The 25,229-nt window shown below is 75.3% G+C and carries 26 protein-coding genes and 1 pseudogene; 17 read left to right on the top strand and 10 right to left on the bottom strand.

What is annotated here, in order from left to right; genetic code table 11:
• Positions 1-137 precede the first annotated feature (137 nt).
• Positions 138-1,097: a pirin family protein gene (locus ACFWIC_RS02680; protein ID WP_380515221.1), complete on the top strand. Its 960-nt coding sequence runs from the start codon at positions 138-140 to the stop codon at positions 1,095-1,097.
• 218 nt (positions 1,098-1,315) lie between these two features.
• Positions 1,316-2,194, top strand: a complete 879-nt coding sequence (locus ACFWIC_RS02675; RefSeq protein WP_380356619.1) for a glycosyltransferase family 2 protein — start codon at positions 1,316-1,318, stop codon at positions 2,192-2,194.
• A 387-nt stretch (positions 2,195-2,581) separates the two neighbouring features.
• On the opposite strand, the gene ACFWIC_RS02670 is transcribed toward ACFWIC_RS02675, so the two are convergent.
• The 3 genes from ACFWIC_RS02670 to ACFWIC_RS02660 form a co-directional block, all read right to left on the bottom strand.
• A complete protein-coding gene (locus tag ACFWIC_RS02670) occupies positions 2,582-3,913 on the bottom strand; it encodes a hypothetical protein (RefSeq protein ID WP_380515218.1) in 1,332 nt (443 codons plus the stop codon).
• A gap of 337 nt (positions 3,914-4,250) precedes the next feature.
• Positions 4,251-4,454, bottom strand: a complete 204-nt coding sequence (locus tag ACFWIC_RS02665; protein WP_380515215.1) for a DUF397 domain-containing protein — start codon at positions 4,452-4,454, stop codon at positions 4,251-4,253.
• A complete protein-coding gene (locus tag ACFWIC_RS02660; protein WP_380515212.1) occupies positions 4,447-5,310 on the bottom strand; it encodes a helix-turn-helix domain-containing protein in 864 nt (287 codons plus the stop codon). Before ACFWIC_RS02660 ends, ACFWIC_RS02665 begins: the two co-directional genes overlap by 8 nt.
• 76 nt (positions 5,311-5,386) lie before the next feature.
• Here ACFWIC_RS02660 and ACFWIC_RS02655 point away from each other — a divergent pair, with 76 nt between their 5' ends.
• Genes ACFWIC_RS02655 through ACFWIC_RS02645 form a run of 3 tightly spaced genes read left to right on the top strand, consistent with a single transcriptional unit; the run spans position 5,387 to position 6,454 of the window.
• On the top strand, positions 5,387-5,653 hold the full coding sequence (locus ACFWIC_RS02655; RefSeq protein ID WP_380515210.1) for a hypothetical protein: 267 nt from the start codon (positions 5,387-5,389) through the stop codon (positions 5,651-5,653).
• Positions 5,650-5,925 carry a hypothetical protein gene (locus ACFWIC_RS02650; RefSeq protein WP_380515208.1) on the top strand — a complete coding sequence of 92 codons (276 nt, stop codon included), beginning with the start codon at positions 5,650-5,652 and terminating at the stop codon, positions 5,923-5,925. The genes ACFWIC_RS02655 and ACFWIC_RS02650 overlap by 4 nt, the downstream gene beginning before the upstream one ends.
• A gap of 43 nt (positions 5,926-5,968) precedes the next feature.
• Positions 5,969-6,454, top strand: coding sequence for an NUDIX hydrolase (locus ACFWIC_RS02645; protein WP_329951921.1), 486 nt, complete (start codon positions 5,969-5,971; stop codon positions 6,452-6,454).
• Between the two features lie 372 nt (positions 6,455-6,826).
• Here the strand turns inward: ACFWIC_RS02645 and ACFWIC_RS02640 are convergent, their stop codons facing one another.
• The gene (locus ACFWIC_RS02640; RefSeq protein WP_329951922.1) at positions 6,827-8,170 is read right to left on the bottom strand and encodes a hypothetical protein; all 1,344 of its coding nucleotides are present in this window, start codon (positions 8,168-8,170) and stop codon (positions 6,827-6,829) included.
• Between the two features lie 241 nt (positions 8,171-8,411).
• On the opposite strand from ACFWIC_RS02640, the gene ACFWIC_RS02635 reads away from it, so the two are divergent.
• From ACFWIC_RS02635 to ACFWIC_RS02610, 6 genes are all read left to right on the top strand, one after another.
• On the top strand, positions 8,412-11,498 hold the full coding sequence (locus ACFWIC_RS02635; RefSeq protein ID WP_380356633.1) for an acyltransferase domain-containing protein: 3,087 nt from the start codon (positions 8,412-8,414) through the stop codon (positions 11,496-11,498).
• A 172-nt stretch (positions 11,499-11,670) separates the two neighbouring features.
• Positions 11,671-12,663, top strand: a complete 993-nt coding sequence (locus ACFWIC_RS02630; RefSeq protein ID WP_380356642.1) for a 3-oxoacyl-ACP synthase III family protein — start codon at positions 11,671-11,673, stop codon at positions 12,661-12,663.
• 110 nt (positions 12,664-12,773) lie between these two features.
• Positions 12,774-13,613, top strand: a complete 840-nt coding sequence (locus ACFWIC_RS02625) for an SDR family NAD(P)-dependent oxidoreductase (protein ID WP_329951925.1) — start codon at positions 12,774-12,776, stop codon at positions 13,611-13,613.
• Between the two features lie 152 nt (positions 13,614-13,765).
• Entirely contained in the window at positions 13,766-14,929 is a 1,164-nt protein-coding gene (locus ACFWIC_RS02620; protein ID WP_380515203.1) for a beta-ketoacyl-ACP synthase 3, read from the top strand.
• The gene (locus ACFWIC_RS02615; protein WP_329878117.1) at positions 14,926-15,192 is read left to right on the top strand and encodes an acyl carrier protein; all 267 of its coding nucleotides are present in this window, start codon (positions 14,926-14,928) and stop codon (positions 15,190-15,192) included. The genes ACFWIC_RS02620 and ACFWIC_RS02615 overlap by 4 nt, the downstream gene beginning before the upstream one ends.
• Positions 15,189-16,436, top strand: coding sequence for a beta-ketoacyl-[acyl-carrier-protein] synthase family protein (locus ACFWIC_RS02610; protein ID WP_380515200.1), 1,248 nt, complete (start codon positions 15,189-15,191; stop codon positions 16,434-16,436). Before ACFWIC_RS02615 ends, ACFWIC_RS02610 begins: the two co-directional genes overlap by 4 nt.
• Before the next feature lie 198 nt (positions 16,437-16,634).
• On the opposite strand, the gene ACFWIC_RS02605 is transcribed toward ACFWIC_RS02610, so the two are convergent.
• The 4 genes and pseudogenes from ACFWIC_RS02605 to ACFWIC_RS02590 form a co-directional block, all read right to left on the bottom strand.
• Positions 16,635-17,183, bottom strand: coding sequence for a DUF6328 family protein (locus ACFWIC_RS02605; RefSeq protein ID WP_380363410.1), 549 nt, complete (start codon positions 17,181-17,183; stop codon positions 16,635-16,637).
• A 44-nt stretch (positions 17,184-17,227) separates the two neighbouring features.
• Positions 17,228-17,509 (bottom strand): flavin reductase family protein, encoded by a 282-nt coding sequence (locus ACFWIC_RS02600; protein WP_380515311.1) that lies wholly within the window; start codon positions 17,507-17,509, stop codon positions 17,228-17,230.
• 88 nt (positions 17,510-17,597) lie between these two features.
• Positions 17,598-17,714 (bottom strand): annotated as a pseudogene (locus ACFWIC_RS02595) (flavin reductase); the annotation flags it as partial.
• 123 nt (positions 17,715-17,837) lie between these two features.
• Positions 17,838-18,005: a hypothetical protein gene (locus tag ACFWIC_RS02590; protein ID WP_329951930.1), complete on the bottom strand. Its 168-nt coding sequence runs from the start codon at positions 18,003-18,005 to the stop codon at positions 17,838-17,840.
• A gap of 489 nt (positions 18,006-18,494) precedes the next feature.
• Here ACFWIC_RS02590 and ACFWIC_RS02585 point away from each other — a divergent pair, with 489 nt between their 5' ends.
• Both ACFWIC_RS02585 and ACFWIC_RS02580 read left to right on the top strand, forming a co-directional pair.
• Complete coding sequence (locus tag ACFWIC_RS02585; RefSeq protein WP_380515197.1) at positions 18,495-19,148, top strand: HemK2/MTQ2 family protein methyltransferase; 654 nt, start codon at positions 18,495-18,497, stop codon at positions 19,146-19,148.
• 82 nt (positions 19,149-19,230) lie between these two features.
• A complete protein-coding gene (locus ACFWIC_RS02580) occupies positions 19,231-19,449 on the top strand; it encodes a CDGSH iron-sulfur domain-containing protein (protein WP_380363416.1) in 219 nt (72 codons plus the stop codon).
• A gap of 28 nt (positions 19,450-19,477) precedes the next feature.
• Here the strand turns inward: ACFWIC_RS02580 and ACFWIC_RS02575 are convergent, their stop codons facing one another.
• Both ACFWIC_RS02575 and ddaH read right to left on the bottom strand, forming a co-directional pair.
• On the bottom strand, positions 19,478-20,500 hold the full coding sequence (locus tag ACFWIC_RS02575; protein ID WP_380363418.1) for an iron-containing redox enzyme family protein: 1,023 nt from the start codon (positions 20,498-20,500) through the stop codon (positions 19,478-19,480).
• A 28-nt stretch (positions 20,501-20,528) separates the two neighbouring features.
• Positions 20,529-21,470, bottom strand: coding sequence for a dimethylargininase (gene ddaH, locus ACFWIC_RS02570; protein ID WP_380515192.1), 942 nt, complete (start codon positions 21,468-21,470; stop codon positions 20,529-20,531).
• A 207-nt stretch (positions 21,471-21,677) separates the two neighbouring features.
• On the opposite strand from ddaH, the gene ACFWIC_RS02565 reads away from it, so the two are divergent.
• The 4 genes from ACFWIC_RS02565 to ACFWIC_RS02550 all read left to right on the top strand — a co-directional run bounded on the left by ACFWIC_RS02565 (position 21,678) and on the right by ACFWIC_RS02550 (position 25,126).
• A complete protein-coding gene (locus ACFWIC_RS02565; protein ID WP_329878132.1) occupies positions 21,678-21,851 on the top strand; it encodes a CsbD family protein in 174 nt (57 codons plus the stop codon).
• A 178-nt stretch (positions 21,852-22,029) separates the two neighbouring features.
• Positions 22,030-24,480, top strand: coding sequence for a SpoIIE family protein phosphatase (locus ACFWIC_RS02560; RefSeq protein ID WP_380515189.1), 2,451 nt, complete (start codon positions 22,030-22,032; stop codon positions 24,478-24,480).
• 167 nt (positions 24,481-24,647) lie between these two features.
• Positions 24,648-24,803: a DUF6131 family protein gene (locus ACFWIC_RS02555; protein ID WP_329878134.1), complete on the top strand. Its 156-nt coding sequence runs from the start codon at positions 24,648-24,650 to the stop codon at positions 24,801-24,803.
• A gap of 92 nt (positions 24,804-24,895) precedes the next feature.
• Positions 24,896-25,126, top strand: coding sequence for a hypothetical protein (locus ACFWIC_RS02550; RefSeq protein WP_380515186.1), 231 nt, complete (start codon positions 24,896-24,898; stop codon positions 25,124-25,126).
• Positions 25,127-25,229 lie beyond the last annotated feature (103 nt).

Here is a 25,229-nt window from a genome sequence, read left to right as displayed (position 1 = left end):
GGCCGCCCGGGTGGAGGATCACCCGGCCCTGGTGGAGGATCGTTCCCGACGACCCCGAGACCGGGCCGGACGGCCGACCGGACGACCCCTCGTCCGGCCTCCCCGGCCCACCCTTCCCCGACGGTGGTGGATCCGACGTGAGCAACCTCGACCTCAGGCCCGCCGCGACCAGCTGCGGCGGTGAGGCCGGCACCGGCCCGGTGAAGGAACTCCTGCCCGCCCGCAGCGTCCAGCTGGGCGAGAGCACCGTGGTGCGCCGGCTGCTGCCCAGCCTTGGGCGCCGGATGGTCGGTGCGTGGTGCTTCGTCGACCACTACGGGCCGGACGACATCGCGGAGGAGCCCGGCATGCAGGTGCCGCCGCACCCGCACATGGGCCTGCAGACCGTCAGCTGGCTCCACCAGGGCGAGGTCCTGCACCGCGACAGCCTCGGCAGCCTGGCCACCGTCCGCCCCCGCGAACTCGGCCTGATGACCTCCGGCCGCGCCATCTCCCACTCCGAGGAATCTCCCCGCCCGCACGCCCGCCTCCTGCACGGCGCCCAACTCTGGGTCGCCCTCCCCGACACCCACCGCCACACCGACCCCGCCTTCGAACACCACCCCGACCTCCCCCACGTCACCGCCCCCGGCCTCGACGCCACCGTCATCCTCGGCACCCTCGACACCGCCACCTCCCCCGGCACCACCCACACCCCCCTCGTCGGCGCCGACCTCACCCTCGCCCGGGGCACCCACCACCGCCTCCCCCTCGAACCCGACTTCGAGTACGCCGTCCTCACCATGTCCGGCCACACCGAGGTCGACGGCCTCCGCCTCGACCCCGGCGCCATGCTCTACCTCGGCACCGGCCGCCCCCACCTCCCCCTCCACGCCCACACCGACGCCACCCTCCTCCTCCTCGGCGGCCACCCCTTCGAGGAGAAACTCGTCATGTGGTGGAACTTCATCGCCCGATCCGGTGAGGAGATCACCCAAGCCCGCAACGACTGGGAAACCGGCACCCGCTTCGGCGAAGTCCACGGCTACGACGGTGCCCGGTTGGCTGCTCCCCAGCTGCCCGCCGTTCCCCTGAAACCACGGGGTCGGGCACGCTGACCTGGGCGTCCGGTACCAGCGGCGCCGGGCGATGTGGCACGCTGGCCGGGACACCCGCGCCTGCCGGCCGGTTGCGGGCGATGCAGTCCAACGTCGGCCGGTCCATCAGCTGGTGGCCCGCAAGCCGCCCGGCCTCGGCCAGCTCCCGCAGCGTCCGGCCCGGCTCGGGCGGGAGTGTCGACGTGGTCATGAGGTTCCCTGGAAGTGGAGTCGGTCCTATGGGCGTCACGCTGGGCGTGGTGGTGCTGACGATGGGCAATCGCCCGGCGGAGCTGTGCGCGCTGCTGGACTCCGTCGGGGCACAGGAGGGCAGCGACAGCGGGGTGCGTACCGTCGTCCTCGGCCAGGGCGTCGAGCTGCCCCAGCTTCCCCGCTGGGTGGACGCGGTCGAACTGCCGGAGAACCTCGGCATCCCGGGCGGGCGGAACGCCGGCGTCGAGCGGCTGCGCGAACTCGGCGGCACCGAGGTGCTGGTGGTGCTGGACGACGACGGCCTGCTCCCGAGGCGTGACACCTTCCGCCTGATCCGCGAGGCCTTCGAGACGGACCCGCGCCTCGGCATCGTCTCCTTCCGCATTGCAGACGAGACCGGGTTCACCCAGCGCCGCCACGTCCCCCGCCTCGGCAAGTCCGACCCGATGCAGTCCGGCCCGGTCACCACCTTCCTCGGCGGCGGCCACGCCGTCCGCATGAGCGTCATCGACCAAGTCGGGCTCTTCCCCGCGGAGTTCTTCTACGCCCACGAGGAGACCGACTTCGCCTGGCGCGCACTCGACGCCGGCTGGGGCATCGACTACCGGGCGGACCTGGTCCTCCAGCACCCCCGCACCGACCCGGCCCGCCATGCGGCCTACTACCGTATGACCGCCCGCAACCGCGTCTGGCTCGCCAAGCGCCACCTGCCCGCGCCACTGGTGCCGGTCTACCTCACCTCCTGGATCGCCTACACCCTGCTGCGCCGCCCGCCGATGGACGGGCTGAAGGCGTGGTGGGGCGGCTTCTTCGAGGGCGTTCGGGTCCCGTGCCCGCCACGGCGGCCGATGCGCTGGAGCACGGTGCGCCGCATGGCGCAGCTGGGCCGGCCACCGATCTTCTGACCACCGGCCCGGCGCGCGGGTCAGGACAGGACGGTGTGCAGGGCGCCGATGACGTGCTGGACCTCGTCGTCGGTGATCGCCGGGTAGCAGAGCAGGGACAGCTGCCGGGCGGCGGCCTGCTCTGTCACCGGCAGGTGGTATTCGATGCGGCGGTACGCGGCGGCCGATGCGCGGGCTGGAAGTGCACGCAGGTGCCGACGCCGTGGACGTCCCGCAGTGCTTCGGCCACCGAGTCCCGGGAACGGCCGGGAGCCGGGTCGATGAGCCGCGGCCCGCGCACCGGGCCTCACGCCAGTACCGGGCCCGGATCGCGACATTCGTCGCGCGATGACAACCAATCTGTTGCCCAACGGAGTTGATGGTCTCGGCGGACCCGTTGGGCGGGGGCTAGCCGAGGACGTTCACGATGCCGCCCAGCAGGTGTTCGAGGGCCGAGCGCAGGGGTAGGACGAGCGGTCCCGCGACCACGGCCACGGTCAGGGCGACGGCCAGCCGCGGGGTCTCCCGCCAGTGCGGGAGGACGCCGAGGACGAGCACCAGCGAGGCGATCACCAGTGGCGGCCCCAGCGCCACCGCCCAGGCCGGCAGCGGGCCGAGCGTCACCGGGGAACTCCAGGCGCGGGACAGACCCAGCCAGCCGACCGAGAGGATCAGGCTGAGGTCGATCAGCCGGGGAACCGCCCGGGGCACCCGGATCCGGCCGTCGAGCCCGCGCCGGAACGAGAACACCATCATCAGCACCATGACGGACAGGACGGCCAGCTCGACGCGCATGACGCCCCGGAAGTCGGGCGGGGGGAAGTGTCCGGTGCTGAAGACCCAGGTGACGGCTGCGGCGGGCACACCGAGCAGCACCGACCAGAGCAGGCACATCCGCACGACCAGGGCCGGAGCGGGCCGCCAGATGCTGCCCGCCGACGGTGCGGGCCGCTGCTGCGTCCGGGCGAGCAGCGCGGCGATCATCGCGTCCTCGGGCCGGTTCTCCGGGCCGTGTCCCGGTGCCTCGCCGCGCCTGCGGAAGCTGTGCTCCAGAATCTCGCGGCGCCGACGCACGATGTGCGGCCGCTGCTCGTGTCCGCGGCTGACGGCACTGAGGTAGCCGAACAGGAGGAGGACGGCGCCGACCGCCGCCACCGCGGGCAGCCGGGCGGTGGGTCCCTCGCCCAGGGGCGGCGCCATCCAGGCGGCGGTGAACGCCACGACGAAGACCGCGATCAGCGCCATGCCCCGGACGGCGTCGAACGGGGCCGTGAGGTCCGAACGGCGGACTCCGGCGGACGCGCCCACCACCAGCCAGAGCGCGGAGAGCAACAGAAACTGGGTCGCGACGGCCATCGGCAGCAGGTCCGCCAGTTGCCCGGAGAGGAGGTTCCCGACGGCGGCGCCGAACGAGCGGGCCTGCCCTCCCGATCCGAACGCGTAGGCCAGCAGGAGCAGCAGCAACTGGGCCACGCCGAGCAGGCGGCCGGTGTCGTCCCAGAAGTCCCGGGAGGTGAGGGCGCGCGCGATGGGCCCGGCCTGGACACCCACGAGGACGAGCACCAGCAGGACCGGAATGACGATCACCCCGAAGGAGGTGTACGGGTCCCCGGTGGTCAGATGGATGGGGATGCCGAGCGCGTCGGCGACGTGCTGCCCGCCCCGGATCACCCTCCACATCCACTCGGGCGGGGATTCGTCCGACACCGCGGCGGCGCCGATGACCGTGACCGATCTCATCCGTCCCCCTACGCTCGCGCCCGGAGGGTCCCGCCCTACGGGCCCGCTCCGGCGTTCCGCCTTCGCCCGGACGGGTCGTGACGTCCGGTCGCCGGTCCAAGAATGGCGCTGTGAAAGGTAGTTGGGAACGGCGATCGGGATCCGTTCACCGAGCGGGGACCGTCCTGTGACAGAGCCACCGGCACCGGGGCGCGCCCGGTGCCGGTGGTGCCGGTGATGCGGGCCCGGGGCTGCGGCGCTCTCGAACCCGGCGCCAGGGTCTCCTCCTCCGTCGGCTACGGGGGGAGCCGTAGGAGGCCCCCGCTCGATCGAGCGGGGGCCTCCTGCATGCCGGCCGTCAGATCTCGCCGAACTCGCCTGCCCGGACAGCGGTGAGGAAGGCCGCGAACTCGGCGGCCGGGAAGACGAGGGCCGGGCCCTGCGGGTCCTTGGAGTCGCGGACAGGTATGAAGCTCCGGAAGTCGACCGAGACCTCGATGCACTGCCCTTCCTGGGCGCTGTGGCTCGACTTGCGCCACGTGGCCGCTGTCAGGTCAACCATTCTCAAATCCTCTTCGAACGCGCCGAATGAACTCGATTGAGGATGCCCTCGACAACGCCTCAACCTGTAGTTCATCGTACTCACCGGCCCAAACCGCCAGTGCTGCTGCGTCGCGCTCCAAGTACCCGCGCCGCTGAGTTTCGCCGTACCCCAGCACTGAGCCGTTGGGCATGGTCAGCAACGTGATCGGGTGAGCGAAGGGCCGGTCCTCGCCGAGCGTGAACGGCGATACCTGCACGATGATTTGAGGGTGAGCGGCCAGTGTCTCCAGGTGGCGGAGTTGCTCGGCCATGACTGTGGGGCCTCCGACGACGCGGTGCAGGCAGCCCTCGTCTATGACGGCGTGGACGCGCGGCCCGGTCTCGGTGATGCGCTTCTGGCGCTGCAGCAGTAGTTCGATTCGGTCATCGGCTTGTTGCTGCGTCGCGCGACCTCGGCGCACGCGGGCGTTCTGATAGGCCTCGGCGTACGTCGGCGTCTGGAAGAGACTGGGCACGACGTTGATCTCGAACAGCCTCAGCGCGACCGAGTCCGCCTCGCTTCGCAGGAACTCGGTGAAGCCTTCGAGCAGCACAGATCTGCCTGCCTTGCGCCACTCCCGTTCGAAGTGACCTCGCGTCCCGAATGCTTGATCAAGTCTTCTCGCAAAAGCTTCGGTTGAAGGCTTGCGGCCAGTTTCCACGGCGGACACGTGCACGGCCGAGTAGCCGGTGAGGTGCGCCACGTGCTGCTGCGTCAACCCGCGCTCCTCGCGCAGCCTGCGGAGTTCTGCGCCGAACGCGGCAGCAGGGGATTGCGTCGGGTCAAGCTCCTTGCGATTCATGGTTGATGGCATCTCTTCCTTCAGAGCCGACATGTTGAAGGTATCGCCGACTGTACGTCAATCTTGGCCACCCCAGGTAGTGAACCGACTACAGAAGGGAGTGGCCGCTATGCCGCGAATGAAGTCGAACCCCGCGTACCGTCCCCAAATCGGCGAGATCGTCCGCGACTTGGCCAAGCGAGGGCTGGGAGGCGAGCCGGTGGAGGGCGTCTGCATGGACTGCCTGGCCGGGCTCTACTACCTCCGCTCCGAGCAGGGTGGTTGCGAGTGGACCACCAGACCGGAGAGCGTCCGGCGGCTGGACGCCCCCCGCTTCGTCAACGTGCAGCACCCGAGCCCGCCGCGTTCGGTGGCCCCGATCGGAGAGGTCACGTGAAACCCCGACTCGGGGTGATGGCGCCGCTGGTGTACGCCGTCGTCGTGGCGCTCAGCGCACTCGCCGCCCTGGCGGTCGGCTGGCCGATCAGGCACGGACCCCTGGGCCCGTGGCTCCTGGTCGTCGGCCTCGTCTTCGCGACCGGAATGATCGGTGCACTGCCGGCCCCGGACGTCTGGGTTCCCCGCCACGAGGACACGGCGCCGCCGGAAGACACCGGTCGAGATCGCCGCCGCTTCCGCCACGTCCAGAGCCGCAGGCAGTCAGCCTGAGCTCGGATCCCTCCCCGCAACCTACTCCGCTGGAGAACCCGTGATGACCTCCCTGCCCAGGATCCTGACCGACCCGCCGGGCCGGCGCCTCGGCCACCAGGCCCTCATCCTCAACCGGGACGGTGCCGTGCTCCTGATCGGCACCACCTACAAGAACGGCCTGATGCTCCCCGGCGGCAGCGCCGAGCGCAACGAACTCCCGCACCTCGCCGCCCGACGCCACACCGAGACCGAGACCGGCCTCGCCCTCCCGCTCGCCCGCGTCCTCGCCGTGGACTACGTGAGCATGCAACTCCTGCCCGAGGGCGTGAACTTCGTCTACTGGGGCGGCAGACTCGTGCCGACCCAGGAGGAGATCGTGAGACGCCACCGGCCGCCGGCGGAGATCGTCGAACTCCGCTGGGCCCACCGCGCCGAACTCGGCGACCTGATGGAAGCCGACCAGCACCGCCGGCTGGAACAGGCCCTCGACGCCCTCGGCCGGGGCGCCCACCTGCCCATGCTCCTCCGGGGTGTCCCGGCCGCGTAGGAGTGGTGAACGCACTTGCCCGCCTGGCGCACGAAGCCAGGCGGGCAGATGGCCGTTGATCGCTACGCGTCGGTGGCGGGGTGACCGGGCCCCGGGGGGCAGTTGTCGGCCCTCTCGGACGAGGAGCCGGCACGGCGGGCCAGGGACGGGCGGAGGCCTGCCCTTGGGACGCCGCGCTCGTGGCGGTCGACGAGCTCCGACGGCGCCGACCGTCTGCCGGGCGGAGCCCGGTGGGCGAATGCCGTCCGGGCGGTCCGGCGGAAGCTCCGTCACCCCCTCAAGGCGCGCGGGCGCGTGCGCCGACCCTGCGGGGTGCGCGGGGTGCTGGGCGTAGTCGGGCGGGGTGTCGTCGGGCCGGGTGTCCGGGGGCGGTCAGGACGGGCGTAGGGCGGTGGCGCGCTGGATGAGGTGGTCGACGGCCGGGCGGCGTCGGTGGGGGAGGAGGAGGCGGGGGAGCCGCGCCCTGGCCGCGTGGATCCGGCGGGAGGACAACAGCGGGTAGACGTCGAGGAACGCGTGCCAGGAGGCGCACGCGCCCTCGACGTGCCCGGCGGCCAGCTGCCACTCGGCGAGCCGGCCGAGGACGACGGCGCGGGAGCGGGGTTCCGCCCGGGGCCGGCGGGCGGCGGACGTCTCCAGGGACCTGATCGCCCCGGCGGGGTCGCCGAGTTCGGCGCGCACCAGGGCGCGCTGGTGGTCCCAGGACGCGCGGTGGTAGTCGCCGATCGGCGGTGGCGGGCCCACGATCTGCGGGAGGAGGTCGTGGGCGTCGCGGAGATGGCGGAGCGACGCCGCGCCGTCGCCCGACGCGGCCTCGGCGAGGGCGAGTTGCCCCAGCACCGAGGCGCGGAGCCGTGGTGGCGCCGCGCCGATCGGGCAGGCGGCGGCGGCCCGGGCGAGCCGCAGGCTCTGGCGGTGGCGGCCGAGTTCGTACGCCTGGGTGCTCATGGCCCTGAGCACCATGGCCTGGGCGGCGGTGTCGCCGGCGCGGCGGGCGAGGGCGAGGCCGATCCGGTAGTACCAGCCGGCCAGGCCGTTGAGTTCGTCGTCGACGTGCATGAACGCGCACAGGTAGCTGAGCCGGGCGGCGTCGCCCAGCAGGCGCGTGTGCCGCACGGGACCGCAGGGCCGGCCGAGCATCGGGGCCACCGTGGTGCCGAGCAGCCCGGCGAGCGCGGTGCGGGCCTGGCCGCCGCCCTGGGTGCGGTCGACGGTGGCGAAGACGGTCAGCAACTGCCGGAGCACGTCCGGGTCGGTGTCCGGTTCGGCTTTCGGTGAGTGGTCGGACAGGTGGTGCGGGGCGCCGTCCCTCGTCGGCCGGACGAGGGCGGTGACGTACTCCTCGGCCGTGAGCGGGCGGTAGGGGAGGAGCTCGCCGTGCCGGTCCGGAACGGCCACCGCCGCGGCGAGGCTGCGGAGCGCCTCCTGGTCGGACACCTCCGTCGGATCCTCCGCCCCGGCTCCGGTGAATCCCGCGTCGGCGAGGGTGACGGTACGCCCGAGGCGCCGGGTCAGGGCGGCGCAGACGAAGTGCGCCGCAGGTCTGCGGGGCGCCGCGCCGGTGAGCCACTGGTGGACGGACGCGCGCCGGTAGGCCAGGCTCGTCCCGGCCTCGGCGGCGGCCCGGTTGACGGCTCGGGCCAACTCCTCACCGCTCCAGCGGGATTCCCCGAGCAGTTCGCGAAGACGGGTGTTGGGAATGCGGCGGCCGGTCATGTCTCCCCCTGGGAGGTCCCGTGGGCCGGACGCGGGGATCCCCGACGGGGAAGGCCCCTGCGCTCACTGTCCATGCTAGCCAGCCCGGCCCCAAGGTTCTTGACTACAAAGAAAATTGACGGCCCCCAAGTCTTGACGGGCCGGAGGCCGCCGGGGGCTCGGTGCGACCGGTGATCGGCGACACCATCGGGGGTACCGGCGGGTCCTTCCCGGAGCGCCCCGATGTGTGGAGGCGGCGCCCGTGATCACCGGCCCGAAGAGTTCCGCGGCGCCCGGCGGGGTGGTCCACATGTTCCCCGGTCAGGGGGACTTCAGCCTGACCCCGCTGCTGCGGATCCTTCCCCGTGTCCCGTCGCTGGCGCGGGCGGTCGTCGAGGTCTTCGACGAAGCCGACACGGTCGCCGCCGAGTTCGGCGTGGCGCCGATCGGTCCGCGGCTCGCGGGTGGGCGGGTGCTCAGCGCGGGCGTACTGGCGTGCGAACCGCCCGGAACCGTCCAACTCGCCCTGTTCGGCGTGTCGATGGCGGTGCACCGGGCGTTCGAAGCGGACGGGTTCCGGGCCGACCGGATCCTCGCGGTCAGCTTCGGCGAGATACCCGCGCTCGCCGCGGCGGGGTCCTGCTCGATCCCCGACGGGGCCCGTCTGGCCTGCCGGCTCGGGCAGTTGCTGACCGGGGCGGGCGGCGGCATGACGCTGCTGGGCGCGGCGGAGCACCGGGCCCGCAGACTGATGGCCGAGGCCGGACCCGGGGCGGGATCGGTCGTGGTGGCCTGCGTCAACCATGCCGGGGAGACGGTGCTTTCCGGCAGCCCGGACGGTCTCGCCGCGGTCGAGTCGTCGGCCAGGCGCCGGGGCGTGGTCGTCCACCGGCTGCGGCTGCCGTTCATGAGCCACCACCCGGCGCTCGCCCGGGAGGCCGGCGCGTTCGCCCACTACGCACGGCAGTTGCACCTGGGCCCGCCGCAGCGGCCGGTCTACTCGGCGGTCGCCGGGCGGTTCCACCGGCGGGACACGGACCTGCCGCGGGCGCTGTCCGCCTGCCTGGTCCGCGCCTTCGCGCTGCCCGAGGTGATCGGCCCGGCGCTGGTCGGAGCCTCACAGGTACTCGAAGCCGGCACCGGCCGGACGCTCACCACCAGCGTGCGGCTCGCCATGCCGCACGTCGTGGCCCTGGCACCGGTCTTCGACGGCGGGTGGCCCACCGCCGGGACGGGAGGGCACGCGGACGACCCGGGGCGTCCGTCCCCGCCGGACCTCGCCCGGCGCGGGCCGGGCGGGCAGAGGGGAGAAGGCGTCGTGAACACCGGACAGCGGGACGGGCACCGGCGCGGGGCCGCGGACGTCGTGGCGCGCCTGACATCACTCCTTCCACCGGGACGGGGGGACGAGCTCGGGAAGGTGCTGGCGGAGGATCCGATCCGGGACGAGCCGGAGAGGCGAGACACGGAGCCGGGATTCGCGGAGCCGGGAGGTGCGGAGGCGGGAGGTGAGGAGCCGGGAGGGCCGGCGCGGGGCGGTCCCGCCGACCTGCGGACGGACACCCGCGCCCACCGACGGTTGACCAGGCTGGCCGCCCTGCTGCCGCCCGCCGCCGAGGTGGTCGCCGATGCCGAACTCCTGGCCGCCCTCGGGGAGGCGACGGTCCTCGCCGATCCGCCGCTCTACCAGACGTTCCTCTCCCACTACACGCTGTGCGTCGGATCGCTGGTCCTCCTGGGCGGGGAGGAGGCCGACCCGTCCGGGGCGCTGGCACACGCCCGGACCAAGGGCTCCTTCATGGTCACCGAGATCGGCGAGGCCGGCAGCCACCTCGGCATCCGTACCGAGGCACGTTTCGACGTGGCGCGCCGCGCGTTCGTCCTCCGCACCCCGGACGAGCGCGCCGCGAAGTTCTCCTCGGTGGCCGCGGCGGGGCTGCCCCAGCAGGCGGTGGTGTGCGCGCGGTTGCTGACACAGGGCCGGGACGGCGGGGTGTTCTCGTTCCTCGTCGACATCACCGGTGCCGAGGGCCGGCCCGCGCCGGGCGTCTCGATCTCGGCCCCGGTCGCCGTGGACGCCCTCCCGCTGCCCTACGGCCTGGTTCGCTTCGACGGCGTGCGCGTGCCCGTCGACCGCTGGCTCGCGGACGGTGCCACGATCGACGACGCCGGAGTGCTGCACGACCCGTCGGCCGGTCCCGACGCCCGCCTCCGACGGACCCTGAGCTGCGGGCAGGGTCTGTGGGCCACCCTGCCTTCGGCCATGGCGGGCCTGGCGGGCCGCAGCGCGGCCATGGCCTGGCGGTTCAGCGCCGGCCGTCGGACCCACGGCCGGCTGGCTCCGGGGGTACCCGTCCTGGAGTACCGCCCCCAGCAGCACGCCGTGATCGGCGGGTTGGCGGAGGCGTACGCGCTGCGCTGCACCGCACGGGCGGCCCTGGCCGCGTGGGCGGCCGGGCGCGCCGCAGGGCCGGCCGAGCGGCCGGAGACGGCGATGACCTTCTCCCCGTGGGCGGGCGTCGACCGGGCGCTCGCCCTCTACAAGGCGTACAGCACGCGGTCGGTGGCCGAACTGATCGACGGATTGCAGCACCGGTGCGGTGTGTCCGGCTTCTTCGACGGCAACCGGTTCGCGGGGTACCTCGGCTTCGCCCGCGCCTTCGACAACGCGGGCGGGGACAACACCCTCATCCTCCTCGACGCCGGGCGGGCCCTCGTCGAGGAGCGCCCGGTCCGTCCGGCGGACGCGGCCCGCGAGCCGAGCGATCTGAACGACCTGAACGACCTGAACGACCTGGGCGATCCGAACGATCTGAGCGAGCCCCTGCACGTGGCGTGGTGGCCGCACGTCGTCGCGACCCTGCAGGACCGGCTCGCCGACGACCTCGCGGCAGCGCACGCGGCCGGCGTCGCGGCCGGGCGCCGGGCGCTGGACCTCTGGAACCCGCTGCTGGCGGATGCCCTGGACCTGGGGGACGTCCTGGCCTGCCGGCTGGCGGCCGACGCGGCGGCGGGTGGTGTCGTGGCGGCCGGCGCGGACGGCCCGGGGTGGACCGTGCCCCTGGCCGACGACCTCGCGGCGCTCGCGGGACTCCGCCGGGCCCGGCGGCTGGCCGGCCCGCTGCTGGCGGCCGGCGTGCTCGCGCCCGCGACCGTGCGCGCGTTCCCGGCCGCGACGGACGCCCTCTGCGACCGGCTGCGACCCGTCCTCCCGGACATCGTGGACGCCCTCGACCCCGGCCGGGGCCTCGCCCTCTCCGCACTCGACCGGGCCGACCACCCCGCCGCACTGCTCGACGCCCACGGCCCCCGTGACGTCGACGGCTGCACCCGCGACACCGGCCCGTGATGCCCCGTGCTGCCCCCGGTGATCCCCACGGCCCCGTTCCGGGTCCCGTGCGGTCACCCGTTCCACACCCCGTTCCGGCCCCCCGGGCCGACCAGAGAAGGAGCACACCGTGAGACCGGACAAGGGGCCCGTGGTGGCCGGGAGGACCTCCTCCGCGATCGGCGTGCTGGGGATGGGCACGTACCTGCCCGCGGAGGTGCGCGGCAACGACGAGATCGGCCGGCTCGCGGGGGTGTCCGCCGAGTGGATCCTCGAACGCACCGGAGTGGTCGAACGGCACGTGGCCGCGAGCGGTGAGGCCGCGTCCGACCTCGCGGCCGCCGCCGTGCTGGCCGCGTGCGAGGCCGCCGGCATCCCGCCGGACCTGCTCGACGTCGTCGTCGCGGCCACCTCCACGCCGGACGAGCTCGGACCGGCGACCGCCTGCCGCGTCCAGGCCCTGACCGGTGCCGTGAACGCGGTGGCGCTGGACGTCAGCGCGGCCTGTTCCGGCTGGCTCTTCGGAGCCAAGGTCGCCCACGACTGGCTCTCCACGACCCCGGGCATCCGGTACGCGGCGGTCGTCGGCGTCGAGGCCTACTCGAAGTTCGTCGACCCCTCCCACCGGGGCACCGCCGTGCTCTTCGCGGACGGCGCCGCCGCCGCGGTGCTGGGCCCGGTGCCCGGGGGCGGGGGCTTCCACGGCTTCCGCCTCCGCTCCGACGGCCGCGGCGCGCACCACGTGCTCATCCCGGGCGGCGGGAGCCGGATACCGGCTGGCCCCCGGAGCCTGGCGGACGGGCTGCACCACATCCACATGGACGGCCGGGCCGTGCGCGACTTCATCATCGAGGTCTTCCCGCGCATGGTCGAGGAGACGCTCGCCGAACACGGCCTCGACCTCAAGGACATCGACGCCTTCATCACCCACCAGCCCAACCCGCTGCTCCTGCGCACCGTCGCGGCCGGTACCGGCATCCCGCCCGAGCGACTCCACATCACCGGGCACCTCACCGGCAACATCGGCGCGGCCTCCGCCCCGTTCGCGCTGGCCGACGCCGCGGCCCGCGGCCTGCTGCCCGACCGCGCCCGCCTCCTCGTCTGCGTCCTCGGCGCCGGGCTCACCTGGGGCAGCGCCCTGCTCACCTGGACCGGTGCGCCCGCCCTGCGCGCCCCCGCCTCCTGAGGCGTCCGGCGCCCCCGATCCCTCCGGATCCCGACCCTCCGGCCCCCCGGCCCCCAACCCCGACCCTCCCGCGCGTCCCGGCGGCGCGTCAGCATCTGAGGAGCCCCGTCATGACCGTCCTCGACCGGTTCCGGCTCGACGGCCGACGCGCACTGGTGACCGGCGCCTCGCGCGGCATCGGACAGGCCGTCGCCGTCGCGTTCGCCCAGGCCGGCGCGCGGCTCGCGCTGTCCGCCCGCACCGCCGCCGCGCTCAAGCACACCGCCGAGCTGGTCGCCGAGTACGGCGACAGCCCCGTGCTCGCCCCGGGCGACCTCGCCGACACCGGGCAGGCGGTGCTCGTCGACCACGCCGCGGAGGCCCTGGGCGGCCTCGACGTCGTCGTCCACAACGCCGGGATCCTGCCCGCCGAGCCCGACGGCAGCGCGCTCCTCGCGCCGTTGCAACTCCTCCCGCAGCCGGTGTGGGACGAGGTGGTCGCGGTCAACCTCAACGCCACCGCGGCGGTCTGCCGGCACGCCCACCCGTACCTGGCCCGGTCCGACGGCGCCGGCGTCGTGCTGATGTCCTCGGTGGCCGGTCTGGTGGGTACGCCGCTGATGGAGGTGTACGCCGCCACCAAGGCGGCCCAGGTGTCGCTGGCCCGCAGCCTCGCGGTGGGGTGGGCCCGTTCGGGCATCCGGGTCAACGCGCTGTGTCCGGGCTGGGTCCGGACCGACATGACGGCCGCCGTCCACACCGACGCCGCACTCAGCGACTGGCTGCTCGCCCACGTGCCCCTGGGACGCTGGGCCGAGCCGGAGGAGGTCGCCTCGGCGGCGCTCTTCCTGGCCTCGCCCGCCTCCGCCTTCCTCACCGGGCAGGCCGTCGTCCTGGACGGGGGGCTGTCCGTCCCCGACGGCGGTCTCGCGGGCATCCCGAAGCCGCCGTCCCCGTTCCTCGCGCGATGACGCCCCCGCGCGGCGCCGCGGGCGGGCCCCCGGGTGGTGTGACCACGGGCGGCGCGACCACGGACCGGAGCGCGGGCCGGGCGGCGCATCGGACGGTGCGTCGGCCGGCGGCGGTGATCGGGGGGATCGGCACCAGCCTCCCGCCGCTGGTGGTGACCAACCGACAGGTCATCGAGCGCGGCGGCCTCGACACCACCGACGAGTGGATCGTCGGCCGCACCGGCATCCACCGCCGGCGGGTGGCCGGGCCCGGTGTGAGCACCGGCGACCTGGCCACCGCCGCGGCCCGCGCCGCGATCGCCTCGGCCGGGCCCGCCGGACCGCGGCCGGACCTGGTCCTGCTGGCCACCACCACACCGGACCGTCCCTGTCCGGCCACCGCGCCGGAGGTCGCGCACCGCCTCGGCCTGGGGACCGTGCCCGCGTTCGACCTCGCGGCCGTCTGCTCCGGCTTCCTCTACGCCCTGACGACGGCCGCCGCCCTGCTCCGCAGCGGGACCTGCCGGGCGCCCCTGGTCGTCGCGGCCGAGAAGTACTCGGCGATCACCGATCCGCTCGACCGCGACACGGCACCGCTCTTCGGCGACGCGGCGGCAGCGGTGCTGCTCCGCCCCGGCGACGTCGCCGAGCCCGGGGCGCTGCTGGAGACCGACTGGGGGAGCGACGGCGGCGGGTGCGACCTGATCGCCGTCGCCGGGGGCGGGGCGCGGCTCCCCGCCCCCGGCGACGGCCTCGGGCGCGAGGAGCGCTACTTCCGGATGCGCGGCCGGCAGGTCTACGCGCACGCGGTGCGCCGGATGGCCGCCTCCTCCGCCGCCGTCCTGGGCGCGACCGGATGGCGGCCCGGGGACGTCAGGGCCTTCATCGGGCACCAGGCCAACCAGCGGATCCTGGACGCCGTCGCCGACCGGCTGGGCATCGCGGCGCAGCACCGCTTCGGGAACATCCGCGACGTGGGCAACACGGCCGGTGCCTCCGTGCCGCTCGCGCTGGCGGACGCCGCCGCCCGGGGCGTCTGCGCGCCGGGCGCGCCGACCCTGCTCACCGCCTTCGGCGGCGGCCTCACCTGGGCCTCCGCCACCCTGCTCTGGCCCGACGTCCCCGTGCGGAGTTCCGCCCCGGAGGCCCGCCCGCGCCCGCTCGACGGCCGGCCCGACGCAGGGCCCGGCTCCCGGCCGGGCACCCCGTCGCCCGACACCTCGTCGCCCGCCGGCCCACCACCCGCCGGTCCACCACCCGCCGGTCCACCACCCGACACCCAGCCCGACGGCGAGCCCGGGAACGAGCCCGCCGACAAGGAGGTCAGCGCCCCGTGAACCCCGTACGCGAACACCTGGTCGCCCTGCTCGTCGGACAGTTCGAGGTCCCCCGGGACGCGATCGGCGACGACGCCGCCCTCGGCGAGCTGGACCTCGACTCGCTCGCCCGCGTCGAACTGGTCGTCAACCTCCAGGAGCACTGGGGCGTCGGCCTCGACGACGACGGCGACTCCGCGGCCGACGTGACGGTGGGCCGGCTCGTCGACCGCGTCCACGAGCTGCTCGCCGAGTCGACCGCGCAGCCCGGGGCACCGGAGTGAGTGCGGCCCGCCCGCCGCTCGCCGTCACCGGGATCGGCCTGGTGACCCCGGCCGGGTCCGGGGTCGGCCCGACCTGGCAGGGCGTCCTCGACGCCCGCGCCACGGCCGCCCCGGACCCGGCGCTCACCGGACTGCCGGTCGGCATCTCCTGCCGGGTCCCGGGGTTCGACGCCAGGGCGCTGCTCGGAGGCCGCGACTCCTGGCGGCTGGACCGCGCGACCCACTTCGCGCTCGTCGCCGCGCGGGAGGCGGTCGCCGACGCGGGGCTGAGCCCCGCCGACTGGGACGGCGCCCGGGTCGCCGTGGTCCTCGGGTCGGCCGCCGGGGGCGTGGGCAGCTACGAGCGGGCGACGGAACGGTTCGGTGCGAAGGGGCCGTCCGGCGTCTCCGCGCTGGCGCTGCCCGCGTTCCTGCCGAACATGGCGGCAGGTCAGCTCGCCATCGACCTGGGCGTGACCGGCCCGGTGCTGCACACCGCGACCGCCTGTGCCTCCGGCGCCGCGGCCGTCCACACCGCCGCGCTGCTGCTGCACGCCGGGGCCTGCGACATCGCCCTGGCCGGCGGGACCGACGCGATGGTCACCCCGGTCTGCGTCGCCGCGTTCGCCCGGATGCGGGCGCTCTCCCGCAACCCCGACCCCTCCCGTGCCTCGCGTCCGTTCGACGCGGGCCGTGACGGTTTCGTCCTCGGGGAGGGAGCCGGCTTCACGGTCCTGGAACGCCGGGCCGACGCGGTGGACCGGCGGGCGCCCGTCCGGGCCCTGCTGGTGGGAGTCGGGACGGCGGCCGACGCCCACCACCCCGTGGCACCGCACCCGCGGGCCCGCGGCCTCGAAGCGGCCGTCCGGAACGCGCTGGCCGAGGCGGGCGCGGGCCCGGACGACGTCGACCACGTCAACGCCCACGGCACCGGTACCCGGCTCAACGACAGCGCGGAGGCGGGCCTGATCGAGCGCCTCTTCGCCCGCCGCCCCCCGTCCGTCACGTCCGCCAAGGGGGTCCTGGGCCACACCATGGGCGCGGCCGGTGCCGTCGAGGCCGCCCTGACCGTGCTCACCCTCCAGCACCAGACGGTGCCCGGCACCGCGGGCTTCGCGGTGCCGGACCGGGACACCGCCCGGATCGACGTCGTCCACGGCCGGCCGCGGCGGCAGCGACTGCGCCTGGCGCTCAGCATCTCGGCAGGATTCGGCGGCCACAACACGGCGTTGGCCTTCGTGCCCGCGGGCCCGCGGATGCCTTGAGCACCCCGGATCGGCCGATCCCCGGACCGGCCGATCCGCCGGGCGGTCATCGGCCTCCGGGGGCGGCGGTCGCGATCCTGGCGCGGTTCGCGACGGGCCTGGACGAGGCCGAGTCCGACAGGGTCGCGGACCACCTGCCTGCCGGTGCCGGATCGACCACCGGCGCGGCCCCGGAGGACCGGCTCCCCGGGGGCGGGCTCAGGCCCTGCGGCCGTCGCCGTCGTCGGGGCCGTCGCCGGGGCCCCCACGGCGGGCGGCGGCCCGGCGCAGCACCAGCTGGGGCAGGACGAGCCAGGTGGTGGTGAACCACAGCAGGACGGCGGCGCTGAGGGCCCAGGCGACGGTGGTGTCACCCAGCGCGGTACGCAGCAGCAGGAGCAGGGCCGCGGCCATGGTCAGGGCCAGGGTGACCAGGCCGACGGCGATGAGGCGGCCGGCGATGTGGATCAGTTCGGGCTTCAGGCCGCGGCCGGCGAGGAAGCGGTGGAAGGCCACGGGGGCGACGAGTGCGCCGGTGGAGACGGCGCCGAGGAGGACGGTGGCCACGTAGAGGTTGCGGTCGAAGTCGGGCAGGGCGGCGAAGCGGGGGGTGAAGGCGACGCCGATGAGGAAGCCGAAGAGGATCTGGGCGCCGGTCTGTGTGACGCGCACCTCCTGGAGCATGTCGGTCCAGAGGCGGTCCGCCCGCTCTGCGGGCGTCTCGTCGCGGCCGGAGCGAGGGGCGGCGGTGTCGCGGTCCGTGGTCACGGGGGGCCTCTCCGGCGCTGCCGGATGTTCCGGCCGGGCCTTGTTCATGCGGGGTGCCCCGCGTCGATGTCCTGCACGTCGCGGAAGGAGAGCGCCCGCGGGTCGCCGCCGGCTCCGGCACCGGCGGTGAGGGGGTCGAGGAGGAACCCGACGTGGTCGCCCCAGTCGGCCCGGTCGCGGATGCGCCCCGCGAACCAGGCGGCGGCGTCCGTGAGGACGGGGACGCCGCCCGGGCCGGGGGTCCAGGCGACGGAGGCGAACTTGTCGACCTCGTCGCCGGTACGGCCGCCGAAGAGTTCGGCGAGGTCGTGACGCCGCCGCGGCAGCGCGTGGACCGCCAGGATGGGTGGCGCGCGACGCGACGGCGTAGGTGTGGTTCGCCTTGGAGATCCACACGGTGAACCGGGGCGGCTCGATCGAGCACTGTCCGGCGAAGCCGACCAGGCAGCCCGCCCGGTCCTCGCCGGCCGCCGCGGTGACGACGTGGACCGGGTAGTCGAGCAGCGCGGTGAACGCGTCGAACCCGCTCATGGTGCCGTCTCCTCTCGCGGTGGTGATGCCCGCGTCGCGAGCCCGGGATTCCTCCCGGCGGGCCCGGACCCGGCCGTGCCCGGCTCGGCGCCCCGGTTCGGCGCCCCGGTTCTGTTCCCCGGCTCAGCGCGGCGCCTGCCGGCCCCCGCGCCGGAACCGGACCGCGGCGACGATCAGGGCCACGGCCAGCACCGCGATGCCGGCGAACAGCAGGTAGAGCAGCCCGTCGGCGACCACGCCGACGAGTCCGAGCACGATCGCGACGATGATCAGGAAGAGTACGAGCGCCACGGCCGGCCTCCTTCGGTTCCGTGCGGTGTCCGGCCCGCCGCGCGGTCAGCGCGTCAGGGGCGTCCCGGGGGCCGGTGCGGGCGGCGGCACCGGGTCGGGTCCCGGTCCGGGGATCGGAGGCGACGGCACCGGGGGCACCGGGTCCGGCGGCGCCGGGAACGGCCGGGGGCCGCCCGGGGTCGGATCACCCGGTCCGGGCAGCGGGGGCCCCGGCGCCGGGGGGTGGGTGTCCGGGCCGGGCGGGACGGGGACGGTCATGGTCTCTGGTTCCCTTCAGGACGTCCATCGGCGGGTTGCCGGTGGCCGGGGCTCCACGTCTACCCGGGGTGCGCCGGTCGACACGGCCCCGCGCCGTCGGGTTCGGTCCCGGCCCGGCGGACGAGCGCCCTGCCGGACCCTGCCGGACCCCGGCGAGCCTAGGCGGGCCCCGGCGGGCCTAGGTCGGGCGGCCGTCCGGTTGGGCAGGCCGATCCTGGGCAGGCGCGCGGCATGCTGCTGCTCAGACCACCCGGTGTGTACCCGGCCCAGGGCGATACCGCCCTGTTGGCGGAGAGCCTCGCCCGCGAGGGACCGCTGCGCGGAGCACGCTGCCTCGACCTGGGGACCGGCACCGGGGCCCTCGCGCTCGCGGCGGCCGACCGGGGCGCCCGGGTGACGGCGGTGGACGTGTCCTGGCTGGCCCTGGCGACCGCGGGCGTGAACGCCTGGCTCCACCGGCACCGGATCCGGCTGTGCCACGGGGACCTCACCGGACCCGTCCGGGGGCGGCGGTTCGACCTGGTGCTCAGCAATCCCCCGTACGTGCCCGCCGAGCGGGCCGGGAGCCCCCGGCGGGGCATCGCGCGGGCCTGGGACGCCGGTCCGGACGGGCGCCTGCTGCTCGACCGGATCTGCCGGGAGGCCCCCGGCCTGCTGACGCGCGACGGGGTGCTGCTCCTGGTGCAGTCCTCGCTCGCCGACGTCCCGGAGACCCTGCGCGCCCTCGGACGGTCCGGGCTGTCGGCCGAGGTGGTGGCCCGGCGGCGCCAGGTCTTCGGGCCGGTGATGACCGGGCGGGCGGCGTGGTTCGAGAGCCGCGGCCTGATCGACCCGGGCGACCGGGAGGAGGAGCTGGTGGTGATCCGCGGTGCGTGGCCGGCCTGAGCGGCCCGGACCGCCGGAGCCGGCGGGGACCGGCGGGACGGTTCCTCCGGCCCCGCAGGCCCGGTCGGACCGGGTGCGGCGGGTGCGGCCCGTCGAGCGCGGACCGGTGCTGATCGAGGGCCCGGTCGAGATCGTGCTGCCGGACGGCGCCACGGTCCGCTCCGACCGCCCGTTGGTGGCCCTCTGTGCGTGTGGGCGCAGCCGCCGCTACCCGTTCTGCGACACCAGCCACCGCCGCCACCGCCCCGGCGGCTCACCCGCTCCCGTCGAGGGGCCCCCGGCGCACCCCCCGGAGCGGTGACCCCCGGAGGGGTGAGCGGCTCACCCGCTCACCCCTCCGGCCCCTCCGGCAGCGGCCCGCCGCGGAGGGAGCTGCGCCCCTCGGCCCACGCCTCCGTCAGGTGGGCGGAGAGCCGGTCCTCGGCGAGCGAACCCGCGGCGATCCCGAAGGCGACGTCGCCGGCCAGCCCCGGCTCCGCCGCGAGCAGCGGGGCGATCACGCCGTGCCGGACCAGCTGCTCGTGCACGGCGTCGGCCTCCACGTGCTCCTCGTAGAACCGGGTGCCGGCCGGTCCCGCGCCGAGCCGTCCGAAGGCCTGCGCGAGGCGGGCGGACCCGGGTGAGGAGGTGATCTCCACGGCGGCGAACTGTCCGACCAGCGCACCCCTGAGCGCCCGGTGGAGGCCGAACAGCGACATCAGGTTGACCACCGCCAGCGCCGGGGCGGCCGCCGCGTCGACGTAGCGGCCGTAGGTGGGGTCCAGACCGAAGTCCGCCATCATCTCGGCGAAGAGCCGGGAGTGGGCCCGGTCCGGGTGTCCGGCGCCGTACTCGTCGTACTCGACGGCCAGGAAGGCCACCTGCGCCGCCCCGCCCAGCCGGGGCGCCGCCCACAGCTGCGGGTCGGCCTCCTTGAGGTGGTAGAGCGAGCGGTGCACCAGGTACTCGCGGGCCTGCCGGCGCTCGCCGCGGGCGAGCAGGAAGTGGGAGGGGCCGGTGCCGGTGCGCGGTTCGGTGAGCAGCAGGTCGAGCAGGTCGTCCAGCGGGGGCGGCTCGCCGGTCTCCTCCCGTACGGCGGTGAGGAAGTGGCGTTCCAGCTCGCGGCGCAGCCGCAGCAGTTCGGGGTCCCACTCCCAGTCGGGGTCGACGCCCTCGAAGCCGCGGTAGTGCAGCTCGTAGCAGACGTAGAGGGCCAGGTGCAGGTCCTCGCCCCACGGGTCGTCCGTGCGGTCCGGGGGCGGCCGGAGCCGGTCCGTCCCGCCGGGCCGGCCGGAGGAGAGGGCGGTCAGAACGGCTTCGGAGAGCGGGCCGCGCGCGGCGGGCGGGCCGGGCGGTCGGGGTGTCTCGATCACGGTGACCTCCTTCGGACGCGGGCGGCGGTCAGGCCGCGTCGGTGCGGGTGGTGCCGGGCGGGGCCGCGTCGGTGCGCGTGCGGTCGGTGCGGGTTCCGTTCGGGCGGGTGCGGCCTGTCCGGGCGCCGTCGTCGCGGGCGCCGACCGGCCGGTCCGCTTCGAGTTCCAGGGTGCAGCACTTGGCTCCGCCCCCGGCCCCGCGGAACTCCGACATGTCGACGCCGACCGGGTCGAAGCCCCGTCCGGAGAGGCGGGTGGCCAGCCGGTCCGCGGTGGAGGGGAGCACGACGTGACGGCCGTCGCTGAAGGCGTTCAGCTCGAAGCGCCCGGCCTCCTCCCGGGTGGCGAGCAGGGCGTCCGGGAAGAGCGACTCCAGGGCCGCCCGGCTCGCCCGGTCGAACGCGCCGGGGTAGTAGGCCGCCTCGGTGTCGCTGAGCACGCACAGCGCGGTGTCGAGGTGGTAGAAGCGCGGGTCCGTCAGCCGCAGGGTGATCACGGGCCGGCCCAGGCGGCGGCGGACCTCGTCGTGCGCCGCGGGCTCGGTGCGGAAGCCGGTCCCGGCGAGCAGGACGCGGCCTGCGGCGAGGATGTCGCCCTGTCCCTCGTTGATGTGCGAGGCCGTGGTGACCTCGGTGAACGCGCGGCCGGTGAACCAGCTCAGGAACGCGGACGCCTCCGGTGCCCGCTCGGGGTGGCGGAAGCGGGAGACCAGCACCCGGCCGTCCACCACCGTCGCCGCGTTGGCGCTGAAGACCATGTCGGGCAGTCCGGGTACGGGGTCGGCGAACTCCACCCGGTGCCCCAGCGAGCGGTACACGCCCACCAGCGCCTCCCACTGGCGGACCGCCCGCGGCCGGTCGACCGGCCGCCCGGGGACCATCCACGGGTTGATCGCGTAGTCCACCGAGAAGTACGTGGGCGGGCACATCAGCAGCCGGCGCCGGCGCGGGGTGCGTACTCGGTCGGACATGGTGGTCACTCCTCCGGGCTCGACGGCCCCTCGACGGCCCCCGGGCGAGCGTCTGCCCACGGCGGGCGTGTCCAGTCGGACCGGGACGGTGCCGGCCGGGACGGACCGAGACGGTGCCGGTCGGACGGTTTCAGGTCCGCGGACGGGAGCAGACGCCCAGGGACGCCGGCGTGACCAGGGCCGGCCCGACCACGGAGGAGCGACACCATGAGCGCCGGCAAGAAGATGAAGAACGTCGCCGAGAAGGCGAAGGGCAAGGCGAAGGAAGCGGTCGGCAACGCGACCGACGACCCGGGCCTGAAGGCCGAGGGCCGGGCCACCCAGGCGAAGAGTGACGTCAAGCAGTCCGCCGAGAAGCTCAAGGACGCCACCAAGCACTGACCGCCCCTGCGGGTCGTCGGGGTGCCCGTCCCGGGTCACCGGGTGCGGGCCCCCGGCCGCAGGAAGGACAGGAGTACGCGCCCGTCCTACGCTGGAATCTCCACGCGGTGCCTCGCACCGCGCCCCGGCCGCCCGCGCGCGGACCGGGGCCTCGGCAGATCGGACCAGCGGGACGCGGATGTCGGAACCGGAGAGCGAGAGCGCCCGGCTGCGGGCCACCATCGACCGGCTGCGCGGTGAGGTGGAGGGCCAGCGCCGTGCCATGCGCACGCGCGCCGTCATCGAGCAGGCCAAGGGCATCCTGATCGAGCGGATCTCGTGCTCCCCGGACGCGGCGTTCGGCCACCTGGTCCGGCTCTCCCAGGACAGCAACCGCAAGCTCGCCGACCTCGCCGCCGACCTCGTCGGCAGCGTCGCGCCGCCGGACCACGACGAGCACGTCCCGGACGCCGACGGGCACACCTCTGACGGGCACACCACCGGCGCCGCGCCGCCGACGGCCGCGCCTCCGCCGACGGCCGGGCCGTCGGCCCCGCCGGAGAGGACCGCCCCGGCCCCGGCCCGGCCCGGGGCCGGGGCTCCCGCGGTCCGGGGCGACTTCGCCGCCCGGTACCACATGGCCGCCTCCGCGCTCGCCTCGGCCGAGTCGCCCGACGAGCTCGCCGCCCTGCTCACCGAGGTGGCCCTCGCCCCGCTGGGCGTCGGTGCGGTCGCCCTCACCGTGCTGGAGCCCGACGGCGCGCTGCGGCTGGTGGCCAGCCACGGGGTCCCCTCCCACCAGCTCAGCCAGTGGCAGCGCATCCCCCCGCAGACGTCCCTGCCGCTGACCGACGCCGCGCGCGGCGGGACCACCGTCTGGGTGAGGCGTTCCGAGTTCGGCGCGCGGTACCCCGACCTGAAGGGCGAGGACCTCGTCCCCGGCGACACCGTCTGCGCACTGCCGCTGCGCACCGGCGAGCGGCTGATCGGCGCGATGAAGCTCGGCTGGCCCGGGACGTTCCGCGCGGACCGGGCCACCGAGCACCACCTGTCCGCGCTGGCCCGGCTGTGCGCCGCCCAGTTGCTGCGGGTGCTCGTCCCCGGCGGGGAGGGAGGGCCGGTGCCCGCCGGGGAGCCGTGGTTCCGGGCGGTGCTGGACGCCCTCCTCGATCCGGTCCTGATCCTGCACACCGTCCGCGCGCCCGAGGGGAAGGTCACCGACCTGCGCGTCGTGCACGCCAACGCCGCCACCGTCGACCTGGCCGGCCGCACCGGCCAGGACATCACCGGCCGGTTGCTCGGCGAGCTCTACCCGGGCATGGTCGCCTCCGGTGCCTTCCAGCACCTGCTCGACGTCGCGGCCTCCGGTGTGCCCTACCGCAGGGAGGCGGAGCAGTACGTCGAGATCGTCGGCGGCGCCGTCCACGGCTCCACGATGACGCTGCACGCCACGCCGTTCCTCGACGGGATCCTGGTCAGCTGGCGCACCCACGACGAGCAGGAACGCCGGGAGCAGCAGCTGGCCCAGGCCCAGCGGCTGGCCGGCCTCGGCACCTGGCAGTGGGAGGTCTCCCCGGCGCGGCTCGACTGCTCGGCCGAGGTCTTCCGGCTGCTCGGCCTGCCGGAGCGGCCCGCGCCCGGCACGCTGGCCCCGGCCGAGGCGGAGGCCGCCGTCGCGCCGGCCGACCGCGCCGCCGTCCGGGCCCTCGCGGAACGCCTGCTGGGCGGGCTCGCCTCCGCCGCGTTCGAGTTCCGGGTGATCCGTGCCGACGGCGCCGTCCGGACGGTCCGGGCGATCGCCGAGACCGTCCCCGGGAGCCGGGACGGCGACGTGCTCGCCGTGCGCGGCGTCATCCAGGACGTGACCGCCTGGCGGCACACCGAGTGGGCGCTCGCCGACACCCGCGCCAGGCTCGCCGAGCAGGTCCGCCGGACGGCCGTCGAGCACCGCGCCGTCCGGGCGCTCCGGCACGCGCTCACGGACGTTCCCGGCGGCCCGCCCGCGCGCAACCTCGACGTGGCGGCGCGCTACGTGCCGGCCGGGAGCGACCCCCAGGTCGGCGGCGACTGGTACGACGTCCTCACCCTTCCCGACGGGACGGTCCTCACCGTGGTCGGCGACGTCTCCGGGCACGGCCTTCAGGCCGCCGCGGGCATGGCGCAGCTGCGCGACGCCCTGCGCGGCCTGGCCTTCACCGACGCCGGACCGGACCGGCTGCTCCAGCTCCTCAACCGGATGCTCTGCCACCTCGGCGGCGGTTTCGTCGCCACCGCGGTCTGCGGCCGGCTCGACCCCGCCGCCCGCACCCTGACCTGGGCCAGGGCCGGGCACCTGCCGCCCCTGCTGGTCCACGACGGCGTCGCCCGCTACCTGGACCCGCCGCCGGGACCGCTGCTCGGGGCCGACCCGGCCGCCGTCCACCGCAGCACCGTGCTGACGCTCGAACCGGACGACCTGGTGCTGCTCTTCACCGACGGACTGGTCGAGCGGCGCGACGAGGGCCTCGACCGAGGACTCGGGCGGCTGCTCGGGGCGGTCGAGGAGTACAGGGCGCCGGGGCTCCAGGGCTGCCTCGACCACGTGCTGCGCCGGCTCCGGGCCCCCAACCCGGACGACGACATCTGCGTCGTCGGCGTCCGGCTGACCTGAGCGCCCACCCGGGGGCGGTGCCCGCCCGCCCGGCCGGACCCGGCGGGCGCCGCCGCCCCGCAACCGGTGGCGGGATCGCCGATTGAAGGGCAGGGATCGGGAAAGGCGCAGGGTGGGCCTCCGCACCGGCGGAGAGCGACAACGTGGGGGGTGGAACGGAGACCGTCGTGATCGTCCTCGGAGTCATCCTCCTCGTCATCGGGTTCGTCACCGGTGTTTCCATCCTGTGGACCATCGGCCTCGTCCTGGTTCTCATCGGTGTGGTCCTCTGGATCATGGGCGCAGTCGGCCACGAGGTCGGCGGACGCCGCCACTACTGGTAACGGGGGAGCTGCATCGAGGAGGGCCGCAGCGGTCGGGGTGAGGGGCACCGCCCCGACCGGGAACCGAAGCTCCCGTCCGACCTCGCAGCACCGTGACCGTCCCGCCCGGCGACCGTGCCGGGCGGGACGGCCGTGCCGCGGCCGACACCGTCTGCCGGTCCTCCTTCGGCGCGGGCCGGCGCGAGGCCGAGCACCACGACGGCCACTACGGCCCGGACTCCGCCCGGACCGGCGGCCGGACCTTCCGGGCCTACGGCACCATCCCCGACAACACCCGCTTCCGGGTCGCGATCGACGACCAGCCCGCCAACCCCTGGAACTGACCCCCGTCCGGTGCCCCGGCCGCCGCCCCGCCCCACCGCCCCCGGCCGCCCGGGGATAACCGGCCGGGACCCGCGGGGGGGCCCCGAACCAAGAGCCGATGGA

This window comes from Kitasatospora sp. NPDC127035, from assembly GCF_042726075.1.
Classification (GTDB): domain Bacteria; phylum Actinomycetota; class Actinomycetes; order Streptomycetales; family Streptomycetaceae; genus Kitasatospora.
Note: the sequence above shows the minus strand (reverse complement) of the source record. Positions and strands in the feature narration are given on the sequence as shown.